Below are 21,913 nucleotides of genomic sequence, written 5' to 3'. Positions count from 1 at the left end.
TCGTCCGCCCATTAGATCCACGTTCCTTCCCGCTTACGAATCCATTCTGAACGGCTATGTTCCTGTTTGACCGCTTTATGCACTTTCCTATCTTCCCTGCGCAGGTTTAGTGCCCTGATTATATCTGCTCCCGCCAAGGCATACACTTCAGCATCTAAATAGTGATTTGCGACTGTTGATCGTTTTTTCTGCCAGATTTCTTTAGCTTTGCCGGTATTCCTGTTTCGTACCAATACTTTATGTTCCGCCGTAAATTGATTTAGATATTCTTCCGTAGGTTCGTTAAAAATATGCCATTTAACCGGATCCTTACTTGAAACTAATCTGCTTATCTTATCCTTGTACTGACTTACATTAAGATTCCAAAGTACTAATCCGTTTTTTATAACACTGCCTGTAAGTGAATTTATATCCACCTTAGATGCACGATAAAATCTACCACTTGAAATTTCTTCCTGTCCCTTAATGGCTTTTGCTCTATCATGCCATCTACGGCAAAAATGATATACTTCATCCGTCCTGTACCCTGAATCTATACATGTCATATAAACTGGTAAAGTTTCTGATCCAGATATTTTTCGATAATCTGTATTAAAAATTATCTCAACAATATCTTCCCAATATTCAACCTGCCCGCACCTGATAAGCCAAGATTGTTCGCTATACCCCCATCCACGAATAACATAATAAAAATGGTCTTTTTGCATATCAACTCCGGCTGTTAGAACAACTACTTCGTCCGGGACAAACCCTTCATCATAATCGCATGCAAGTTGCCGAACTCGATCAACCGTGGTTTCTTCGATTTTTTCTTCCCATACCTCAGCCAGCCACGAGTTAACAAAATTCATTAGTAACTCTATAAAATCTTTTGATTTTAAAAACTCACACGCAATATCGCTCCAAGTCAGCCACGGCGAATATAGCGAATTGATCCAAAAACCTCTGTGTTTACTTTTAATCTCCCGGTCTTTTGCTATCCATTTGCCGGCATTAAGCATGTTTGGTTTCTGATAATCTTTTATTTTTTTGTTACACTTTGAACATTCATACCAAGCTAGCCGCTCGTTCTTGATTTTCTCCGCTGAAGTTTCTTTTTGATTCCACTTTATCTGTCCGAAAACTAAAACCTGATATTCACCACAATGTGGACATGGTACATAAAATTTACGTCTATCGGATTTCTCGTATTCTCTGAAAATATATCCATCCCTTGTCGTAGGCGTCGACACTTTAACCGTTTTCTTATTCCAAAAAGTCTTTTGCCTTTCACTTGCCAGTTTAATGGGATCCGCTTCTCTACCCGAAAACTTCGGATATTTATCAATCTCATCTAAAAACAAATAACGTATCGGACGTGAAGCTAGATCAGCCGGACTATTCGATCCCGCAAAGTATAAAATCATTCTATCTAGCCGATATTCAAGTTTTGTCAGGTCGTCTGAATTTGACGGAATATATTTAACTAATGCTGGCGAACCTTCAATCATCGGGCGCACACGATTGTATGAAACACTTTTTGCGTCGTTTTCTCTCGGCATAACCATAAGAGTGGGTCCGGGATCTTGATCAATGACATATCCGAGCATGTTATACATTGCTTCCGTTTTACCAACCTGTGATGATGCCATAACGGTTATTTCATCGACAGTGTTATCCGTAAAAGCATCCATAATGCCTCTTAAATATGGTGTGCGATCAGTTTTCCATCTACCCGGTTCTGCTGAACTTACCGGATTAAGATACCTGAACGTATCTGCCCATTGGCTAGCGCTTATCTTTTCCGGACGCTTCCATGCGTCTTTATGAACTTTTTTCCATATCATTCTGTCTTGTATCAATGTCTTCATTCTTTACTCCCGCAAACTCATCAATAATCTCTCCAATTTCCTCGTATAAAAGCGTTTCAATTTCTCTGGGTTCTTTCATCGCAAGTATCGGTGCCATCCGTGTCGGTAACGCTAAAAATGATCGCTTAACAGCTATAATACGTGCGACCTCCGCTTTCTCCACTTCTTCTCTCAAAACCAATTCGTTTTGTGCTTTTTTGAGATCGATTTCAAGTAATGTTGCTTTGTATTTACGGATCTTAGCTTCCCAGAATATTTTGCCTGATTCGTTCGACGCTTTTTCCTTTTCTTCAACCCATATGCGAATTTTCTCAAGATCATAATATCCGTCTTTAGTTACCGGCATTCCTTCATTGCGCCACCTATAGATCGTCCTCTCTGATACGTCCATGACTTCTGCAACTTCCTCTGCTGACTTCACTATCGTATCGCTTTGAGGTTCTTTCTCGAATTCTTCGAGTTCCCGAATTTCCCTATTGGATAATGGTTTTCCACTATGGATTTTCTCAATTAAATGCAAATACCGTTTTTTTCGTGCTATCTCCGATAGATTCTGTTTTGGTTTTTCTTCAGCCATTACGCTTTCCTTGCCTTTTTACCTGTAAACTCTTCCCATCGTTTAACCGCAACATCTACAAAGAACGGTTCGAGTTCCATGGCAAATACTCGTCTGTTAAGCCTTTCCCCTGCAATGATTTGCGATCCTGAACCGCTAAACGGTTCATAACAAATATCACCTACCTTTGTATGTACCCGCATAGGGATCGCAAAACATTCTGTTGGTTTAACAGTAGGATGTTCCGCAATCTTATTCCCTCTCTTTTTTCCTTCCCAATCCAGTTCCCAAATATCTGTATAATATTCAGGTGTTGTCGGATCACCTTGTTTGACAAAGTCAACCGTCCATACACTCCCGATTGATTTATCTTTCGGTCGATATGGTGGTTTTGATCCTTTAACCCACAAAAGCAAACACGGCTCATGTCTCCATGAATAAAATGAGTATGTCAAAATTATGCATGGTTTCACCCAAACAATTTGCTGGTGGATAAGAATATTCAGTTCGTCACATACATCTTCAATGTCACGTCTACGTTTCGATGCGTGCCACAAATACATCGCTGTGTTTGGTTTAATAAATTTTAATCCCAACGAATAAAAATCACGCATAAATGCTTTAGCGTCCGGGATATCAATTTCTTTGTAAACATCCGTCCAGTCCTTTCCTCCGTTAGGTCTATCTTTACCTGTGTAATCAACACAGTACGGCGGATCAGTCGCAAACAAGTCTGCTTTATGCCCATCCATTAATCGTACGACATCTTCTTCTTTTGTACTGTCCCCGCATAATAATCTATGATCACCAAGTATCCATAAATCTCCGGGTTTTGTAATAACCGTTTTAGGCGCTTCCGGCATATCATCAGGCAATGTTGTACCATCTCCATTATTCTCATTTTCAAAGTCTCTAAGCTGTTCCCGTAATTCTTGTAGCCGTAAATTGATATACGCATCCCCGCCCTCTGTTCTTAACTTCTCGAGCAACGGTATAATGGCTTCAGTAAATGATCCCACTATCTCCTGCGAATTTAATGTCACGTTCATTGCCATCTCGCTAATGTCATCCACATCAACCATGATCGCTTTTACTTTTTCAACTCCTTCCGCTTGCAAAATCTTATACCGCTGATGACCTGATATAATCCGCATATTACGTTTATTGACTACCAGCAAATCAACTACACCAAACTTCTCCAGTGAATGACGCAATCCCACCATAGCCTCTTCCGAAATCGATCTCGGGTTATACGGCGCTGGTTTTAGCTCTGACAGACTGACATCACATATGTCAGTGTTTACATTAATCTTTCCCATTAGTTTTTCTCCTTTTTTTGCTGTTCCACCCTAAAATTCGCCTTTATTGACGTTTCTTGCCCACTTGTTGCCCTTTGTTTAATCCTTACTGACACTGACACGCCTTTTTATTTTTTACCATCACTGACAAAATGCGCCTCGCCCGACCCTCACCGCAAGCCCCCATAGAAGGACCCGCATTTTTATAAATAGTTAAAATGTTACACATGCTGTTAATACTCCTGCTGATAACCAGTAAATTGCGTGACGTAGGTCTCCATTGCATACATAAACAACACTTGCTAATACATCCAGTACTATCAGCACTGTTGGAAATACTTTTTCCATCTCTTACCTCGATCCTTTTTCCTTTGAATTTGTCTTTCTTTTTTCTTCTGCGTTGATCTTGACTCACCAACAACAATCGTCCCATTAAACACCTGTACCGCATCTGAAACTGTACTCCAGTATTCCTTCTCATCGTCCGTCATCTCTGCCCATAAGGCATCCATGGGGCCAGCAACACGCTCCATGAATAAGTCCTTGTCTTCCTGTGTCGCTATACCCTCAACCATTCTTTTATTCAACCAATGGGTTCCATCAATGAACTTTTTGTAAATATGTTTAAATTGTTCGTGTTTATCCATATCAATACCCCGGTGGACTTTTTAAAATAAAACTCCACCGCTTAAACCCTTTGTTTATAATGACTTGTGTATTTGGGTGGAGAAAGTGGACAAAATCGCCTATTCCCCCCATATGCGTATATGTGTATATTGTTTTTCTCGTATACGAGTTATAGGCAAAAAACTCCACTTTCTCCACCACATAATGGCTAAAACACCTTAAACCATTACACAGTAAAGACTTAGCTCGGTGGACTTTTTGCCCTCTGGTGGACTTTTTAGAAGGGGCTAGCACTTTCATCCTCCTCATACTCTCGTACTTGAATGCCTTTCCAACAATATCTACCTTTATATCTCCCTACTGTACCTCTGATTTTCTCAAATCCATGCTTCTCCAGATAATCGTTAAAATCTTTCTTTTTCATGAAAAAATCAGAATTATCTTTAAACGTTTCGTACAAATCAGAAACCGAAACCATATACATTTCTTTAAGATCGCAATATTCGTCCAGAAACGCTCCTACTCCATCTTCTGCCGTCTTATACTCCTGAGTTGCGTCCATAACAATCTCCGGTGGTTTCATGCCTTCTGATCGCATCCTTAATAACCCTCTTACAGCCCAAGCCAAAATACCGGGCAATTCCGGCAGCAAAAATTTATCAGCAAATTTCTCTATCCTTTCTTCACCTTCAAATTTATGTTCAAACGGAATCAGTCTGATACGTCGCCAGATACCATCATCCGTTCCTCTAATCGTTGGTTTGTAGTTTGTTGAAAGAAAAATCTTGCCGGTAGGTTTAAACTCAAAAAACTCCTGTCTCAAAAACCGTGCTGAAATAGGTTCTTCACTTGTAAATCTTTTGACCAATGCTTCATCGAGAAGTTTGGATCGCTCAAGCTCTGATGAAATAATGAAGCGTGCGCCTTTAAGCCGTGCGACATCATTTGGTATTTCGCTACCACGTTTAGCTATAAGTGTTGCTGTGGGGGTAATAGCGGCGTATCCACCTAAAATCTTGTAAATAGTCTCGACAAAAGTAGATTTACCGTTTGCGCCGTCACCATGCAAAATAAAGAAAATCTGTTGCGAAACATCTCCTGTAAGCCCGTACCCGACAGCCTTCTGAATAAACGAAACCAATTCATCATTACCCTGAAATATCGTATCCAGGAATTTTAACCATTCAGGACACTCAGCACTCGTATCGTAAAACGTGTTACATATCTTCGTTAACAGTAAATCCGGACTGTGCGGGAGCAATGTCCCTGTCTTTAAATCAACCACGCCATTCTGACAGTTGAGTAAATACGGATCAGCATCAAAGTCATCTGAGCGAATAGACATCTTAGTCCAGCTCCGAGCAAGATTCGCCATTGCCTTAAGTTTTGTCTCATTACCTGATGATCTGATATGTTTAAGAAACGCTTTCTGTCCGTCCTCATCCATGTCGTGCAAATACGAATAAAACGTACTAACAGTTTCCCTAGAAAGAGAAGTAATCGAATGCACCTCATCAACAACCCACGCTTTACCATCCCACAAATGCCATCCACCAAGATTGTCACAGTTCCTTATACGTTCCCTATGCCTTCCTATCAGGCACTTTGCGTTCCATTCGTCATTCCATAACCCTGATGGGATAGATCCTCCTGACTGTCGTCGAATCTTAAATCCATATTTCTCCTCAGCTATCCGCACAGTTTTCTTGAAAAGCTCTCCACGCAACATCCCCGGCTTAGCATCCGAACAGTCAATAACCCCCTCAATAACAGCTATTAAGAGAAGCGTACCGCCACCTGAATCACACCTAAAACATTTCCAAACATTCTTCTCAGGATTAACAACAAGATTCGCACCTGTATTAGATCCGTGTACCGGATGCGTGCATGTATACTGTCCTGATGTCTGTTTAAGTGAAATACCGTTCATATTAAGAACCGTCATAATATCCATATCCTCGGGGCTAACACCTCCAGACGATCCCTTATCGTCCATCATGAATTCGGCTAATGGCTCGAATATTTCTTTCTGCGATAAATTAATAATCGGAATATCTAATGCAATCTGATATGCTGTTTTTGTGTCCGGATGAATTGATCCCGAACCAACAACCTGCGAACCAAACGATATAATTTCTCCAAAATGTTCTTTATCTTTTTTCAGTACAATCTTTCGTTTTATGTCGTTACATAAAAAATAAAAATGATGCCCGCTCTTCGGAGTTTTAACTGTAAACGTTTTTGCGATATCAGCTCTAACGATTTCACCTATACGTTTATGGTCAGCATCAATTACTACCAACTCACCGACTCCGCCCATTACACCGTAATTACACCCTGAGCGAAGCCATTCTTCTATATCTTTGAACCTATACGGTTTCTTCTGCCATCCCTTCTCAAACGGTGCTTTGGAATGTCTTTGCAGTTTCACAAAACCGAACCGATCCTCTCTTAATTGTTCCGGTAATTTCATATGTTTCGCTCCTATCAGTAAAACAAGGGTGGGGACAAATCATCCCCACCCTCGCATTTGCTATTAATACGGTCTTTCTTCATCCACAGGTTCTTCTTCCCCATGAACTTGAATGTCCTTCACTTTGGTGGCGAAGTCATCCCACAGTTTTTCGCAGACAGCAAACTCTTCAGGTGCTGAACTTCCTACAGGAACAACTTTAAGTACAGCATAAGTCCCGATATCGTTTGTTTCCATTTGTGAGGCGAGTTTGTATTTCCGGGAAAACATATCTCCTCCGCAGAATTTACCCAGCGAAAGTAACTGCTTTCCTGTCCGGTAACTCGTCTTTGAAAAACTTACTATCACCGGCATTGGTACACCGGGAAAGTAAGAAAAGAAATTCAAAAACGTTGTCGCTACCGGTTTTTCTCCATTACGACCGAACCTTGTCTGTTCCTGAACAAGCGGATCGCTTGGATCTGATGATCTCCATACAATCGCACCCGGCTCGAATGCCGGATCAAAATTCGGGTCATCCTTACTGCGTGGGTTGAACCGGATATAATTTTTAAATGCGAAGATTGGTATAAACTCATCCGGTAAGAGTTCCTTAGTGAGCGAGTTTATTATTGACCCTATCTTTATTCCTTCTAACCCTTCCTGCATCTCCGGCGATAATGCCTGAATAAGTTTTGCTCTAGGGATAATCAGATCTTCCTGATCAACTCCCGATTCAAAACCTCTCTGGTTTTTGTCGGTTTGCATTAACGAACTGTTTGGTTTTGTGATTTCATTAGACATGATATGCCTCCTTTTTAGTCATAAAGCCTGACTGTTGGTTTTAGATAATAATTAATACACTCCGGAACCTCTATGCCGTCCTCTATGCATTCTTTCGTAAAACTTGAAAGACTTTGTGGCATGACAGTGGTCTTAATGAGATCCTCTCGGTTCTGCTGTTTAAGAAACTCAAATAGATCCTCTATTCTCTCCTGCCTACAACTCGCATAAAGTCTCGGTTTCTGAATCTGTGCGTACCCTATACCTTCATACTTCGCTGTAGATATCGCACTATTCGTCTCCAAAAACTCGATGAGCTGAGATTCCATCTGCTCGTATTCCTCCTGCGCTACTCTTAACGCCTCTTTCATTTCGTTCCGGCGTTCTTTAGCGCATTTGAAACGGCAGAGTAACTCTCTTTCATTGTCTTTATTCATTTCTTCCCTCCTTCGATTTCGTTTACCAAACACGACTGAATATCCGTATCGATTATGTCCATCGCTGTGTAACGCTCTTTGCCAAGCGGGCAAACTCGATACGAAATACCTTCCTCTGACTCAGTGATGCTTTTCACTTTTACCGCTATGAGAAGTTTTTCGTTTACTTTAATCATTTAAATCACCTCCTTCGTTATTAAGTAGATTCCTGACCTGATCCACACTACGACACACAGCCACCCGCCCACCGGCACGTTTAATCTTCTTGAGAACGTTAAGCTGTAACTTCGTAGCTTTGTTTTTCCCGACTTTAAGTTCCGACGCAAAGAAGCGTCCTCCTCTGCACACAAGGACATCGGGTATCCCTGATTTCCATCTATCCGCTGTTTTATATACCCACGCATCTCGAAACTCCTTTTTAAGCATTGCGAGAACTTTTTCTTTGAGTCTTTTTTCTGACGATTCCATAAACCACGTCCTGTAATGATTTTTTTCGATGTAATACCTGAATGAGTTCTTCATCAATTGAATTTGTCGCTACCAGATATATGTATAGACAACTCGACTTCTGCCCGATCCTGTGAATACGGTCACGTGCCTGCGCATGGGCTTCGTATGAATAATCCAGACTAAAAAACACCATCGCTGAACAGTTTATAAACGTTAATCCATGAGCCGCTGACCGGGGATGCGCAATCAGATACTGTGCTTCATTCTCTTTAAACTGTCTGATCGACTCTTCACGATCTTTCGTACCTGAATACAGAGTCACAACTTTGCCGAACTTTTCACGTATCAGTTTCTCGATCTCACGTACTTCATGATGAAACTGCACCCAAACAATAACCTGCTGTTTCCCAAGCTCTTCCAGAACGTTCTCCAGTTCTTTAACCTTTGAAGATTTACCAATAGGAAGCGGTTCTCCATCTTCTGAATAGATGAATCCTGCTGTGACCTGCCTGAGTTTCATCAGTTTTGAAAGCGCAATCTGTACACCTACCTCAACCCCATCAATCTCGGTTATGAGCGTGTTTTCCATTTCCTTGTATGCCTGACGTTCCTGTGCTGAAAGTGATACATCTCTGGTCTCATCTATCTTTTCCGGCAAATCCAATGCTTCTTCTTTTTTAACCCAATGCGTGAACGGCTTGATCTCATTCATGAGGAATTCTCTGTTCTCGTCTGTAATGGCATACTTCCATCCCTCGCTGAATATCTCCCTTAATTCATCCTTGCTCATATACGTACTGCCACGGCGCATGATGCCATTACGTTCCAAATGAAAATATGTATTTCTAAACGCATAAAACGATTTGTGAAGCAACTCCGGCTGGACAAAATTCATCTGCCCCCATAGCTCAACTTCTGAGTTAGGCATAGGCGTACCTGAAGCAATAATCCTGTGCTGAAAATACTCTGATAGCTTTAGAAGTGTTTTAGTCGTAACGCTCTTATTATTTTTCAAGCGAGAACTCTCATCGAGTATGCACATAAATGGATAAGTTCTTATAAGTGTCTCAATCACCGGTAAATTCTTTTTCGAGATCAGGGCTTCATAATTTATAACGACTATATTCGGCAGTGTCTTTGCTTTCTTCAGCTCTTTAAATGGTGAGTATGTAAACCCGGTAAACTTTTTTATATCCTCACCCCAAGCCGCATTCACAAGGGAAAGCGGACATACAACTAATAGTCTTAACTCTGGGTTTATAGTTTTGTAATGGTTATATATCTCTAACCCTGAAAGGGTTTTGCCTAAGCCCGGATCGTGAAATAACGCACAACATCCTTTGTTGTTAACGGCGAATTTTATCGCCTCTTTTTGGTGATCATACAATCTCACTTCTTTCTCCTTAACTTCTTACAATTGGCTCTTAGCAACTTCTCTCTGTTGTAGTCGCTAAGGTTTTTATAAATATCTTTAAGACCTTTAATGACTTTCATCCCGAACCCTTTCGACATCGAATGACTGCTCCCCATAATCTCTGATAAGTAACCCTGTAAATATTTCCGCTATGTGTTCTCCTACCGGACTTGAAACATCGATAACAGCTTTGCTGTCTGATGCGAGATAAGATGCGTTCAGCCTTACTTTTGCCTGTCCGTATGTACATTCCGCTGATATAACCGCAAAAGTTATCAGTTCTTCTATCTGTTCCTTGCTTACTTTCTGTTTAAATTTAAATCTGCAAACTCGCATGTTTTTCTCCTTTCACTGAGTACCTACGTTCTTTTTTCCGAAAGTGTCTCAGGTTATTTCAAAAAATCTTTCAACCCTTCCTTCTCAAATACATTTTTGATCCTTTCTTTCTCCCTATATACCGTTGCCCTTCCTATCCCCATGATTTCGCTTAGCTCTGTAATGTTGGAATATCCATCCCTCATCAAAGCGCAAAGTCTCTGCTGGTCTGCTGTAAGTTGTGAATATGTTTCAGTAAGAGTAATTTTGAGATCGGTCTGGATAACGGTATCCGTATCGGCAAATAAACCATCTACCTCTGACTCGGAATCCTCATCTCCTGAAAGATGATCTAAGGAATAGCTTTCGTGTAGGATTTTGCGTTTATCTGTGGATCGTTTCCTTGAAATGTCGTGCAGTTTGTTGGTAACAATTCTCGACATGTACGTTGTCTTTAATGCTCCACGTTCGCTGTCATATTTGTCCCGGGAATAAAACCACTGGATTAAACACTCCTGAAGTAAATCTTCAAATGATTCGTACCTGAGACTTGTTCCGTCATTCTGATAACGCTTGATAACTTTTGTAGCAACTGCGATTTCCCAATTTTCAAATAAGCCGCTGTAATTTCGATTCATGAGACACTCCTCCTTTTAAAGGTTTTTTTGAGTGTCTCAATCATCAGCCTAACTTAATGCTAGCCCTTTCAAGCCCCTATCTCCATCACGGAGCCCTCCCGGAGGATTTTATTGTGTCCTTGTTCGCTTCAGAATGCGCTTATCTAGCTGGATATCTGCCTGTCCCGTAATCTCCTCATAAGTGGGTTCTCTGCCCGACAAATCCTTAAATATGCGAAAGATTGAATTACTTAACGTTTTATTTCGATACTTTTGATCTTCCGGACTTGTTGCCGTATCCTCAAAATGGAGTTCAATATCTCTGTTTTTTGTTTTTACTTTTCTGCCCATTTTTATCACCCCTCATCAGGTACCTACGTGCTTTTAAGACAAACTGTCTCAGCCTTGATACAAATTGCTCGAAAAATACGTAGGTACTCAATGAAAGGCTATTTCTGCGATATTGGGGTTATATAGCTTGACTTGTACCGGGGGTTGTTATAGGGGTTGTAGAAAGGAGAATATTAGTATGATTATGAAAAGAACCGATAGTGCGAGTAACAAACGATATGTCATTTATACTCGCTGTTCCACTGACGATCAGGCGCAAGGCGACTATACAACGCTGGATGCTCAAACCCATCACTGCAAAAACATGCTTGAAGCGTTTGGATATACTCTTGCCAAATTCGGCAAAAACGGCGTTATCACAGATGACGGCTATTCCGGCAAAGATCTCAATCGACCGGGAATACAGGCAATTTTGAACGATGTACATGGAAAAAAATCGTTTGATGGGATTATCTTTTTTCAGCTGGACAGATTAACCCGGAATCCCAAAGACCTTTATTCCATGATTGACCTCTTTCGTAACAATGACATAGACTTCGTTTCGGTAAGAGAAAACCTCGACAGCTCCACCGCCATCGGACGTGTTGTTATAGGCATAATTGGACTATTATCAGCTTTTGAACGTGAGCTAACCGGCGAAAGAGTAAAAGCCGCTACAATCGCTCGTGTGCGCCAAGGAATATGGCCGGGTGGAACAGTTCCGTACGGATACGAGCTTGTAAACAACGGTGATCCCCTGCCCAACGGCAGACAACCACATAAATTAGTCATAGTGAAAGAAGTTGCTCCATACTTAAAACTGATATGGCAAATGTCGGCACAAAACACGTCGTTGGGTGAAATAGTACATGAACTTAGAGTTCGTGGTTTTAAAACAACTACCGGTAAAGACTGGCGAATACAGGGCATATCAAAAATGATAAAAAATCCGTTTTACAAAGGGTATATTAAATATGGTGAAGAAATTCACAAAGGACAGCATGAGTCGATTATAGATGAACCGACGTGGGAAAAAGCCAACAAGATCCTGTCGGCAAGATTACCCAAACATAGGTTCTCTCCCAAACCGAGAGATTATTCTCATAAAGTAGCTGGATTGATAAAGTGCGGATTATGCGGAAGTCATATGGTATGTACACATTCTTCCGGACGAAGAAAAGGAAAATATTTTTATTATGAATGTAGCCGGGCACGGCAAAAGATGGGATGTTCTGCGGAAAGATTGCCTGCTAAAATATTTGACCAAGCAATAGTAGATTATTTAACGAAAGTTTCAGAGAATCAGGAGATTATAACACAAGCTATCGGAGACGCCATACTTGACTCCCAGATCAAACTTGAAACTGTTGAAAAGACATTAGCAAAAAAATCAAAAGAACTTACAACCCTGCGTAATAAAACACAGAAACTCTTAAGTTTAGCCTTAAATGGTTCCATACCTAAAGGCACAACTTATACCGAGAAAATGCTGACACTTGAGGCAGATATCACCCGTGTAGAATACGAAATAGAAAAACTCACCGAAAAGAAACGCATCTCACACATGAACGCCCATTCAGGACAATACCTGCGTGAAAACATTAAGTTTGTACTAAAAAACATGGATAAATCATCACCCGAAGCCCAAACGAACCTAATCAAAGCGCTAGTGAAAAGTGTGGAAGTTTATGAGGATAAAGTGACCATAAATATGCATATTAAAGAACCCATCGAAGATTCCCCTGAAGACCCACTTAAAAAAGAAGGGCATCCCACCAATAACGGTGAAATGCCCTCGTTAAACCAGACGGGTTCGCCTGGGAGTCTCCAATGGCGGAGAGGCAGGGATTTGAACCCTGGGTGCCTTTACGGCACACACGCTTTCCAAGCGTGCTCCTTAAGCCACTCGGACACCTCTCCGCTGAGATTGGTTACCGGATATTGAGTTATTGGTTATTAAGTTTTGATACTCAGTAACTAAATAACGCAATAACTTAGTAACTAATAAGGCTGCATATATTATAGTAAAGAAGGAGATATACCGACAACCTGAATTACTGCCTTTTGGAGTTGATGAATTCCTTCAGGATTCTCTTGGCGGTTTCCGCGTTATGTTTTTCGACGAGCAGGGTTCCCCACGCTTCTTCTGACGGTTCATCTTCGTGGATGTTTGCCGTCGGGAGGATATCTTCTTTTAAAGCCACGTTTATGCCGTGCTGTTTTAAAACGCCTGAAAAAACTTCTGCCGTGATAAAATCATTAACCCTTATTATAGGTGTGAAATCACCAGTGTCTTTTATCAATTTTCTTCTCCTTTTTAAAAAATATCTGTATATTATAAATAAAAACTGGCAAAAGTTAAGCTTTTTATATAATTTTATATCCCGGTATGGCTGACTTAATAAAAATAAAAGTAGATTTTCATATCCACAGCAGCGAGGACTATGTCGAAACTGTTATGGAGAAAGAAAAACTGCCCACCCCTGAGGAATATATCCTCAAAGCGAAACAACTCGGGTTTGACGCTATCTCTTTTACGAATCATTCAACGTGGTTTGACGATGAGAAATACTCCGGTATAGCTTCCCGGAACGGAATAATCCTTTTCCCCGGCATTGAAATGTGCGTTAACGGGAAACACGTCCTTTTGTACAATTTCCCGAAAGGTTCGTGGATAGACTCTTTCGAAAAGTTAAGTGAGATGAAAAATGACAGCAATCTGGTGGTGGCGGCCCACCCTTATTTCTGGGCAGGCAAGTGTCTGGGCGGAGAACTTGAAAAAAACATTGCCATGTTTGACGGTATTGAAATATCACATTTTTTTACCGGGTGGTTTAACCCGAATAAAAAGGCGGCTATTGCCGCGGAAAAACATAATCTTCCGCTCCTGTCTTTTTCCGACAGCCATAAACTTTATATGTTCGGCAGGAATTACGCGTTTTTATATGTAGAGGAAAAATCAGTAAAAGGAATAATAAATGCGGTTAAAGCGGGGCGTGTGGAAAATGTGGCGCCTCCTATGAAAACGCATGAGATCATGTTTGAATCTTTTTCAAAATTAAAGTATATAAGGTATGTGTTCGGAGAATCCCCCGAGGAAAAATTTATCCGCCTTAACAGGCCTAAAGGTTGACAAATCCCCGGATTTCCTTATAATTTTATATTTTGCGCGCTGTAAACCATGGGTATCTATAATATGGAAAAAGTTGATTTCGTAGAGTTATGTAAAAAATGCGAGGATCCCTGCTGTAACGGGTATTTTATCCTGAGCGAAGCCGAAAGGAAAGTACTTTGCAAAGCGGGACATGACCGGCATATCGAGGAAAGAGAAGATTATTGTGTTTTCGAAGGGGACCCGTGCCCTTTTTACAGCGACGGGAAATGTTCAATACACGATATCCGTCCGACTATCTGCAGGATATATCCTCTGTATCCGTATATCAACGACGACGGGAAGCTGGAAATAGATATCGATGACGAATGTCCCGCGGCAAAAAAACTCGGGAAAGAATTTTTTGAAAAAGCCCGCGAAAAAGCGGAAAAATTTGTCAAAAGAGAGATTTCCGTCGAAGCTTACAAAAAATTCTGGGCCGAATATTAAAATACCGGAGCCCGCGTTTAGCCCGCTTTCCCCATCTCTCCGGCCGCTTTGATTGCCCATTTGCCGCTTATCGGCCCGATAAATTCATGAAGAATCGTTGAGCCTATGATAACGCTTAAAATAATGTCCGAGAATTTGCTGAATGCCGGGTCCTGTTTCATTAAAAGCGCAAGGCCGACGACGATTCCACCGAGAGGGACCAGGCCTCCTATGGTGTATTTCTTCACTTTTGCGGGAGCGTGCGAAATACTTCCGCCGACATAAGTTCCCGTGAATTTGCCGGCGAGCCTGAAAATAATGAAGAAGAATACGAGAGGCAGGGATTTGAGAAGCACGCCGAAATCGAGGATCATGCCGCTTACGGTAAAAAAGAGCACAAAAATAAGCTCTTCGGTGTATCGTTCAAGCATTTTAAATATAGCTTCGCTTCTGGGATGGAAATTTGCGACTATGACGCCCATCGTCATTGTGGATAATAGTTCATCTACATTCAAAAGATTTGCCACGCCGGTGCAAACCGAAAGCAGCCCGAAAACAAGAACAATCAGGACACCTTCTTTTTCCTTTCTTATAAACCAGGTTATAACTATGAACAAAAATCCGAAAATTATTCCCATCAGAAAAGAACCTGATATTTGAAGCAAAGGTTTTAAGATAGTATTTGACAGGCTGAAAGCCTTATGCAGTACAAATGCCTGAGCTATGACGACGGTTATGCTGTAATTCATAATACCCATAACGTCGTCTGACGCCCCTACGCTTAAGATAGTCGATGTTACGGGGCCCTTTGCGTCATATTGATGGCTTACCGCCAGCATCGGTGAAGGGTCTGTGGGAGAACCGAGACACCCCATCAGAATGCTCAAGGGTATAAATACGCTTATCCATGTTCCGCCCTGCACGTGAACGAGGAAAGGAGAAACGATAAGGAAACCGGCTACAAGGGCTATTAACGCGAATTCGGCTTCGAAAAGCGTTATATAAAGAATGGATTTACCGAGGGCTTTTAACTGTGAATAAACAAGAGTCCCGCCGATAGAAAACGTGATAAATGAGAGAGATATATTTGTTATCAGGTTTGTATGGTTTACAGCGTCTTTCGGTATGAAGTTAAAAACGGTAGGGTTCAGGAGCACGCCCGCCAAAAGATAACCGGTGACTTTCGGCAGGTTGAACTTTGAAACGATTTCACCGAAAACGAACCCGCCGAACAAAACCAAGCCCACAATAAGAATAGGGTCCATATTACATTCTCCCTTGGATATTAAATAACAAATATATAAATACTAATCTTGTTTTTTAAATGAATTTATTTTATATTACTTTGTATAAAAAAACACTAAATTTTACATATGATAAAAATCTCTTATCGAGTGGCACTATCTTTATTGGTTTGTTTTACCCTATTCCTGTCAGGATGCAGGTCCCTCAGGGCTCCCGAGACCCCTTATGAATCATGGCAGGCGCCGGATTGGTCTAAAGCAACAAAACTCAAAGACACCGTCTGGCCGGCTATAAGAGATAGAAAACTTCAGAGCGATGAGCCTCTAACACTCGCGGAACTGGTCGCTGTTGCTTTTGAAAACAATCCGAGCACGCGACGGTACTGGCAGTCGGCAAAAGCCATGGAAGCGGAATTGAGACAGGCGCAAAGCAAATGGTATCCACAGGCAGATGTTTCAGCCCAGGTTAGCCGCCAGAAACAGCGGTATAACGAACCGTTCTCCGGTCAGTCTCAATTGGGGGGCTCGCAGGATACCGATTTCGCGACTTACGGGCCGGCTGTTGATATTACGTTTCTCATTCTTGATTTCGGGGGAAGAAATGCGGATATAGAGGGTTCTTTGCAACAACTTCTCGCATCTAATTTCCAGTTTAACCAGTCAATACAGGATCTTTTGCTCAATGTTGAAACGTCTTACTATACCTTTTTCAGCGCGCAGGCGGCGGTTAAAGTTGCCGAGGCAAATGTTGCCGATGCCAAAACAGCGCATCTTATAGCCCTGCAAAAATTCGAAGCCGGGCTTGTTACAAGGCTTGATGTTCTGCAGGCGAAATCGAATTTTGATGATGCCCTGTATTCTCTCGAAGACGCTAAAGGAAATGTACAGACCGCAAAAGGAAACCTTGCAAAAGTTATAGGGTTTTCCGCTGACACGCAGTTTTCGATAGCTCCGCCGAAAAGCGAAACCCCGCGTGATATTAAAACGGATGAAATAACGGTTTTGATAGACAATGCGTTGGAAAACCGGCCTGACATAAGCGCTCTCAGGGCCGGTGTCCGCGCGAAAGAAGCGGCTGTCAGGTCGGCAACCTCGGATTTGTTGCCATCCATAACAGGCGGCGCTTTGGCTGATAAGAATTGGTATCATGATTATGAGACGGACAATAACCTCAGGGAACATGAATATATGGGTTATGTCAAGGTGGAATGGGATATATTCGACGGGTTTTATAACCTGAATAAAAAACGGCAGGCTCAGGCCGAAGCCGAAGAAGAAAAAGAAAAACTTATCCAGGCTGAAATAGAAGCGAGTTCCGATGTCTGGATTAAATATTACGGGTATAAAACGGCTGTATCGAAACTGGTTTTCAGCGAAGCTTTTCTTGCCAGTTCCAAAGAATCTTACGAACTCGCGCTTGAAGGATACAGGGCTGGGTTGAAGGATATACTCGATCTGCTTGACGCCCAGACTAAATTATCAGATGCGAGAAGCAAATTAATAGACTCTCAAAAAGGGCTTTTCATTGCCGTTGCCGAGCTTGCGCACTCTACGGGCTCATTGGGGTCTTTTAAAGATGAAACGGCCTATTAGTTTTCGGGAGGGTAAATAAATGTATCTCAATAAAAAAAGGTTGTTATGGATAATAGCGCTTGCGATTGTATTTATATTAATATTTAAAAGTTGTTCAAAAAAACCGCCGGCTCCTCCTGTTCATCCGAGACCGGTTAAAATGGCGGTTGCAGCTAAAAAAGATGTTCCTGTTTATATCGATTCTTTCGGCACAATAAATGCCTATTATAATGTCAATATCCAGTCAAGGGTTACCGGGGAAGTAACGGCTGTCCATTTCAGCGAAGGCGATGAAGTGAAGATAGGCGACTTGCTTTTCAGTATAGATGTCAGGCCTTATAAAGCCGAACTTGAAAAAGAACAGGCGATGCTCGCCGAAGATTTGGTTGACCTGAAACTGAAGCAGGATACTCTTGAAAGAAACAGAAAACTTATGGAGAAAAATCTTATTTCCAAGCAGGACTTTGAAACATATCAGTCGGATGCCGCCGCGGCGGAGGCTAAAGTCAGCCTTGACCGCGCCGCGGTTGAACAGGCTGAACTGGATGTCGAATTTTGTTCCATCCGTTCTCCCATAGGCGGCGTAACGGGCAAGCGCCTTGTGGACCCGGGCAATATTGTTTCCGCCAACACGGGGCCGACGCTTGTAAACATCAGGACGGTAGACCCTCTTTTCATTGATTTCGCGATTTCCGAAAAAGATTTTCCGAAAGTGCACAAACAGATGAAAGAAGAAACGCTGGTGGTTAAAATTAATCCGGCCGGCGATGAAAATTCATATGAAGGAAAACTGACTTTGATAAATAACGCTGTCGACTCCCAAACCGGAATGATTCTTCTGAGGGCGGAAATCCAGAATCCGGAAAAAATCCTTTGGCCCGGACAATATGCGACCATTCGTTTAATTGTGTACACGGAAAAAGATGCTGTTATAGTCCCCGTAACGGCCGTTCAGTTTGGACAGAAAGGCATGTACCTGTATGTTGTTACCGATAAAAATACCGCCGAGTTAAGGCAGGATATTGTCGTAGGTCTTCAGCAGGATGAGGATTTGGTGATAGAAAAAGGAGTTTCTTCCGGAGAAAAGGTTGTTACTTACGGGCAGTTGGGTTTGAGGGACGGAATCCCGGTAATGAATATTGACGACCAGAACGCCGATGAAAAATCTGAAAAAGGCGGGGGAAACAAAACAAACAGCAAGAAAAAGGCTTCTGCCGGGGATTAAAAAATGGTTTTTTCCGAAATCTTTATCCGCCGTCCCATAATGACCGTTCTGATTATTGTTTCCATATCTCTTTTCGGACTCGCGGCGTATTTTGCTCTTCCCATAAGTGATTTGCCGTCGGTAGATTATCCCGTGATAACGGTCACCGTCACATATCCCGGGGCTACGCCTTCGATGATGGCGTCTTCCTGCGCTTCGCCTCTCGAAGATGAATGTATGCAGATTCCCGGCCTTGAAACAATCATTTCCGATAATACTCCCGGCTCGACCACAATAACCCTTAGTTTTGACCTCGATAAAAGTGTTGATTTGGCCGCGCCTGATGTTCAGGCGGCGATTTCGCGCGCGCAGAGCAACTTGCCTTCCGACCTGCCTCAACCGCCGACTTATGAAAAAACCAATCCTTCCGACCAGCCGATAATATATATCCTGCTCAGGTCGGAAACAATGACCCAGGGAGATTTGTACGATTACGCTCATAAGACAATCGGCCAGAGAATCAATATGATAGAGGGAATTTCAAAAGTTGACATTTACGGCGCGAAAAGGGCAATAAGGATTCTTATAGATCCCGACAAACTTGCTTATCTGGGGTTGGGCTTTGATGAGGTGGCTCAGGCGTTAAATACGGCCACGGTAACAACCCCGGGCGGAGATTTAAACGGGAAATACAGGGCTTTTTCAATAGAGCCGCAGGGACAGCTTGTTGAACCTTCTGAATACGAAGAACTGATAATTGCTTACAGGAATGACGCTCCGATACGCCTCAAAGATATCGGAAAGTGCGTTGACAGTATACAAAACGATGTCATAAATTTTATGTACGGGAACAAAGAAAACGGGATAAAACCGGGGGTAATCTGTGTCGCCGCGACTCGATCCTCCGGCGCCAACACGGTGGCTCTGTCGCAAAAAGTGCGCGACCTTCTTGATGAAATAAAACCAACGCTGCCAGGCGCGCTGGAAGTAAATATATTTTATGATCAGGCAATCCAGATAAAAGAGTCCGTCAACGACGTTAAAACCACTATAGTTATAGCGCTTGGCCTTGTTATGTTGATTATTTTTATTTTTCTCGGCCGCGTTACAGACACGCTTGTTCCTTCAATGGTTTTGCCTACAACGCTTTTGTGGACATTCCTGGTTATGTTCGCGGCCGGGTTCAGCCTTGACAACCTTTCTCTCATGGCGCTTACCCTGTCTGTCGGATTTCTTGTTGATGACGCCATAGTTGTTCTTGAAAATACCGTTCGTCATATCCAGGCCGGCAAAAAACCGTTTGAAGCCGCCGTAAAAAGCATGAAAGAAATTACCGGCACGGTTATATCGACAAGTTTTGCCCTGATAACGGTTTTTATACCGCTTGTATTTATGGGCGGCGTTGTTGGCCGTAATTTCAAGGAATTTGCCTTAACGGTTGTTTTTGCCATTATATGTTCTACCATCATAGCTTTAACTCTGACACCGATGATGTGCGCCAGAATGCTTCAAAGCGCTAAAGACACCAAAACAGGGCTGGAAAAGTTTACCGATAAATTTGTGGGGAAACTTGTCAGCAGTTATATAGGGCCCCTCAAGTGGGTTTTGTCGCATCGTTATACGGCGCTTTGGGGAGGGATAGGGTGTGTAGCTGGAATTTTGTGGCTTTTTTCGACTCTTCCCAAAACATTTATGCCGATAGGCGACAGCGGACTTTTTTTCGGGCAGATGCAGGCTCTTCTGGGAACATCAACGGAAGAAATACGGTTTTTCCAGGATAAAGTGAACGATATAATTGCCGAACACCCGGCCATTGAAAGCCTTTTTACCGTGACGGGAAAGCAAACCGGCGCGGACCAAAGCACCGGTATGGTTGTAGCGACCTTAAAACCTTTAAATGAAAGAAAACCGATAGAACAGGTTGTCCGGGAAATTAACAAATCCCTTATGCGGCTTTCAGATTTAGGGTTTGTTTATCTTATGCCGAAACCTTCTCTTGAATTGAGCGCCGGCGCCGAAAGCACAGCCACAGGAAGTCAGTATTCATATGTCTTATCCGGACAAAACCGGGATGAAGTATATGAAGCCGCGGAAGAGATACAGGAAAAAATGGAAGGCCTCCCGTATTTTTCGGGGATTCAAAGCAGTGTAAAAATTGATTTGCCCAGGTTGAATATCAATATCAACCGTGACAGGGCTTCTTCTCTCGGAATTACCGCCGCGGATATTGAAAACACGCTTCTTTACGCGTTTGCAAAAGGCAAAACAACCCTGTATCTTACCGATATAGACCAGTACTGGGTTATGCTTGAATCGATTGATGAATTCAGAAGAGAACCGCAGGACCTTACACACATATATGTCCGCTCAAAAACCACGAATAAACTTGCTCCTCTGAGCGTTATCGCCGAATGGGAACAGGATATCAGCCCTCAGAACGTTCCTCATCATAACCAACTGAACGCCGCCACGATTTCATATAACCTTGCGCCGGGGGTCGCTCTCGGAGACGCGACAAAAGCGATTAACCAGCTCTCTTCCCGGATATTGCCTCCGGGCGTTATGGGACAGATGCAGGGGCAGGCCCAGGAGTTTGAAGAAGCAGTGAAAAGCCTGGCGGTACTGATGATTATCGCGGTATTCATAATGTATGTTATTCTCGGCATTTTATATGAAAGCTATATCCACCCTTTAACCGTCTTGACAACACTGCCTCCGGCGGCTTTCGGAGGATTGATGACGCTTTTCCTGTTTAAAGCGGAACTTTCTCTCTACGCTTATATCGGTATTTTTATGCTGTTGGGTATTGTGTCTAAGAACGGGATTATGATGGTTGACTTTGCTAAACAGAATATGGAAGAAGAAAACATGAATGCTTCCGACGCGATATTCAATGCCTGTAAAACAAGGTTCCGGCCTATTCTTATGACGGGGGCTTCAACGATAATAGGAGCCATGCCTATAGCGCTCGGTTTCGGCGCCGACGGCGCCGCCAGGCGGCCGCTCGGTTTGATTATCGTCGGAGGGCTTGCGTTTGCCCAGGTTGTGACATTGTTTATTACGCCGGGGCTGTTCCTTTATATGCAGGACATTCAGGAAAAATTCCTCGATAAATTCGAGCTGTCCAAATCCGACGCGAAAAGAAAACAGGAAGAAAAGATTTTACAGCAGTGAATTCTACCGG

The 21,913-nt window shown here is 42.4% G+C and carries 20 protein-coding genes and 1 tRNA gene; 5 read left to right on the top strand and 16 right to left on the bottom strand.

Features of this window, described 5'->3' with window-relative positions:
• Nucleotides 1–11 precede the first annotated feature (11 nt).
• The 15 genes from M0R36_04195 to M0R36_04125 all read right to left on the bottom strand — a co-directional run bounded on the left by M0R36_04195 (nucleotide 12) and on the right by M0R36_04125 (nucleotide 13,432).
• Nucleotides 12–1,850 (bottom strand): phage terminase large subunit family protein, encoded by a 1,839-nt coding sequence (locus M0R36_04195; GenBank protein ID MCK9555002.1) that lies wholly within the window; start codon nucleotides 1,848–1,850, stop codon nucleotides 12–14.
• Nucleotides 1,804–2,427 (bottom strand): helix-turn-helix domain-containing protein, encoded by a 624-nt coding sequence (locus M0R36_04190; protein ID MCK9555001.1) that lies wholly within the window; start codon nucleotides 2,425–2,427, stop codon nucleotides 1,804–1,806. Before M0R36_04190 ends, M0R36_04195 begins: the two co-directional genes overlap by 47 nt.
• A complete protein-coding gene (locus M0R36_04185; protein ID MCK9555000.1) occupies nucleotides 2,427–3,725 on the bottom strand; it encodes a site-specific DNA-methyltransferase in 1,299 nt (432 codons plus the stop codon). The genes M0R36_04190 and M0R36_04185 overlap by 1 nt, the downstream gene beginning before the upstream one ends.
• A gap of 299 nt (nucleotides 3,726–4,024) precedes the next feature.
• Nucleotides 4,025–4,351 carry a hypothetical protein gene (locus tag M0R36_04180; GenBank protein MCK9554999.1) on the bottom strand — a complete coding sequence of 109 codons (327 nt, stop codon included), beginning with the start codon at nucleotides 4,349–4,351 and terminating at the stop codon, nucleotides 4,025–4,027.
• Between the two features lie 257 nt (nucleotides 4,352–4,608).
• Entirely contained in the window at nucleotides 4,609–6,804 is a 2,196-nt protein-coding gene (locus M0R36_04175; protein ID MCK9554998.1) for a phage/plasmid primase, P4 family, read from the bottom strand.
• A 63-nt stretch (nucleotides 6,805–6,867) separates the two neighbouring features.
• Nucleotides 6,868–7,587: a hypothetical protein gene (locus M0R36_04170; protein ID MCK9554997.1), complete on the bottom strand. Its 720-nt coding sequence runs from the start codon at nucleotides 7,585–7,587 to the stop codon at nucleotides 6,868–6,870.
• 14 nt (nucleotides 7,588–7,601) lie between these two features.
• The gene (locus tag M0R36_04165; protein ID MCK9554996.1) at nucleotides 7,602–8,003 is read right to left on the bottom strand and encodes a hypothetical protein; all 402 of its coding nucleotides are present in this window, start codon (nucleotides 8,001–8,003) and stop codon (nucleotides 7,602–7,604) included.
• Entirely contained in the window at nucleotides 8,000–8,179 is a 180-nt protein-coding gene (locus M0R36_04160; GenBank protein MCK9554995.1) for a hypothetical protein, read from the bottom strand. The genes M0R36_04165 and M0R36_04160 overlap by 4 nt, the downstream gene beginning before the upstream one ends.
• The gene (locus M0R36_04155; GenBank protein MCK9554994.1) at nucleotides 8,172–8,471 is read right to left on the bottom strand and encodes a VRR-NUC domain-containing protein; all 300 of its coding nucleotides are present in this window, start codon (nucleotides 8,469–8,471) and stop codon (nucleotides 8,172–8,174) included. Before M0R36_04155 ends, M0R36_04160 begins: the two co-directional genes overlap by 8 nt.
• Entirely contained in the window at nucleotides 8,422–9,846 is a 1,425-nt protein-coding gene (locus M0R36_04150) for a DEAD/DEAH box helicase (protein MCK9554993.1), read from the bottom strand. The genes M0R36_04155 and M0R36_04150 overlap by 50 nt, the downstream gene beginning before the upstream one ends.
• 87 nt (nucleotides 9,847–9,933) lie before the next feature.
• Nucleotides 9,934–10,203: a hypothetical protein gene (locus tag M0R36_04145; protein MCK9554992.1), complete on the bottom strand. Its 270-nt coding sequence runs from the start codon at nucleotides 10,201–10,203 to the stop codon at nucleotides 9,934–9,936.
• 53 nt (nucleotides 10,204–10,256) lie between these two features.
• The gene (locus M0R36_04140) at nucleotides 10,257–10,820 is read right to left on the bottom strand and encodes a sigma-70 family RNA polymerase sigma factor (GenBank protein MCK9554991.1); all 564 of its coding nucleotides are present in this window, start codon (nucleotides 10,818–10,820) and stop codon (nucleotides 10,257–10,259) included.
• Between the two features lie 108 nt (nucleotides 10,821–10,928).
• Nucleotides 10,929–11,150 (bottom strand): hypothetical protein, encoded by a 222-nt coding sequence (locus M0R36_04135; GenBank protein MCK9554990.1) that lies wholly within the window; start codon nucleotides 11,148–11,150, stop codon nucleotides 10,929–10,931.
• A gap of 1,810 nt (nucleotides 11,151–12,960) precedes the next feature.
• Nucleotides 12,961–13,049: transfer RNA gene (locus M0R36_04130), tRNA-Ser, on the bottom strand.
• 134 nt (nucleotides 13,050–13,183) lie between these two features.
• Complete coding sequence (locus M0R36_04125) at nucleotides 13,184–13,432, bottom strand: hypothetical protein (protein ID MCK9554989.1); 249 nt, start codon at nucleotides 13,430–13,432, stop codon at nucleotides 13,184–13,186.
• Nucleotides 13,433–13,518: 86 nt separating this feature from the next.
• Here M0R36_04125 and M0R36_04120 point away from each other — a divergent pair, with 86 nt between their 5' ends.
• A complete protein-coding gene (locus M0R36_04120; protein ID MCK9554988.1) occupies nucleotides 13,519–14,262 on the top strand; it encodes a PHP domain-containing protein in 744 nt (247 codons plus the stop codon).
• Between the two features lie 48 nt (nucleotides 14,263–14,310).
• Complete coding sequence (locus M0R36_04115) at nucleotides 14,311–14,730, top strand: YkgJ family cysteine cluster protein (GenBank protein ID MCK9554987.1); 420 nt, start codon at nucleotides 14,311–14,313, stop codon at nucleotides 14,728–14,730.
• Between the two features lie 17 nt (nucleotides 14,731–14,747).
• Here the strand turns inward: M0R36_04115 and M0R36_04110 are convergent, their stop codons facing one another.
• Nucleotides 14,748–15,974 carry a cation:proton antiporter gene (locus M0R36_04110; protein ID MCK9554986.1) on the bottom strand — a complete coding sequence of 409 codons (1,227 nt, stop codon included), beginning with the start codon at nucleotides 15,972–15,974 and terminating at the stop codon, nucleotides 14,748–14,750.
• Between the two features lie 108 nt (nucleotides 15,975–16,082).
• Here M0R36_04110 and M0R36_04105 point away from each other — a divergent pair, with 108 nt between their 5' ends.
• Genes M0R36_04105 through M0R36_04095 form a run of 3 tightly spaced genes read left to right on the top strand, consistent with a single transcriptional unit; the run spans nucleotide 16,083 to nucleotide 21,903 of the window.
• Nucleotides 16,083–17,546: a TolC family protein gene (locus M0R36_04105; GenBank protein MCK9554985.1), complete on the top strand. Its 1,464-nt coding sequence runs from the start codon at nucleotides 16,083–16,085 to the stop codon at nucleotides 17,544–17,546.
• Between the two features lie 19 nt (nucleotides 17,547–17,565).
• On the top strand, nucleotides 17,566–18,750 hold the full coding sequence (locus M0R36_04100) for an efflux RND transporter periplasmic adaptor subunit (protein ID MCK9554984.1): 1,185 nt from the start codon (nucleotides 17,566–17,568) through the stop codon (nucleotides 18,748–18,750).
• A 3-nt stretch (nucleotides 18,751–18,753) separates the two neighbouring features.
• Entirely contained in the window at nucleotides 18,754–21,903 is a 3,150-nt protein-coding gene (locus M0R36_04095) for an efflux RND transporter permease subunit (GenBank protein ID MCK9554983.1), read from the top strand.
• Nucleotides 21,904–21,913: the final 10 nt, after the last annotated feature.

The sequence above is a fragment of the bacterium genome, from assembly GCA_023228325.1.
Classification (GTDB): Bacteria; Auribacterota; UBA6266; order UBA6266; family UBA6266; genus UBA6266.
This window is presented reverse-complemented; position numbering and strand designations above follow the sequence as displayed.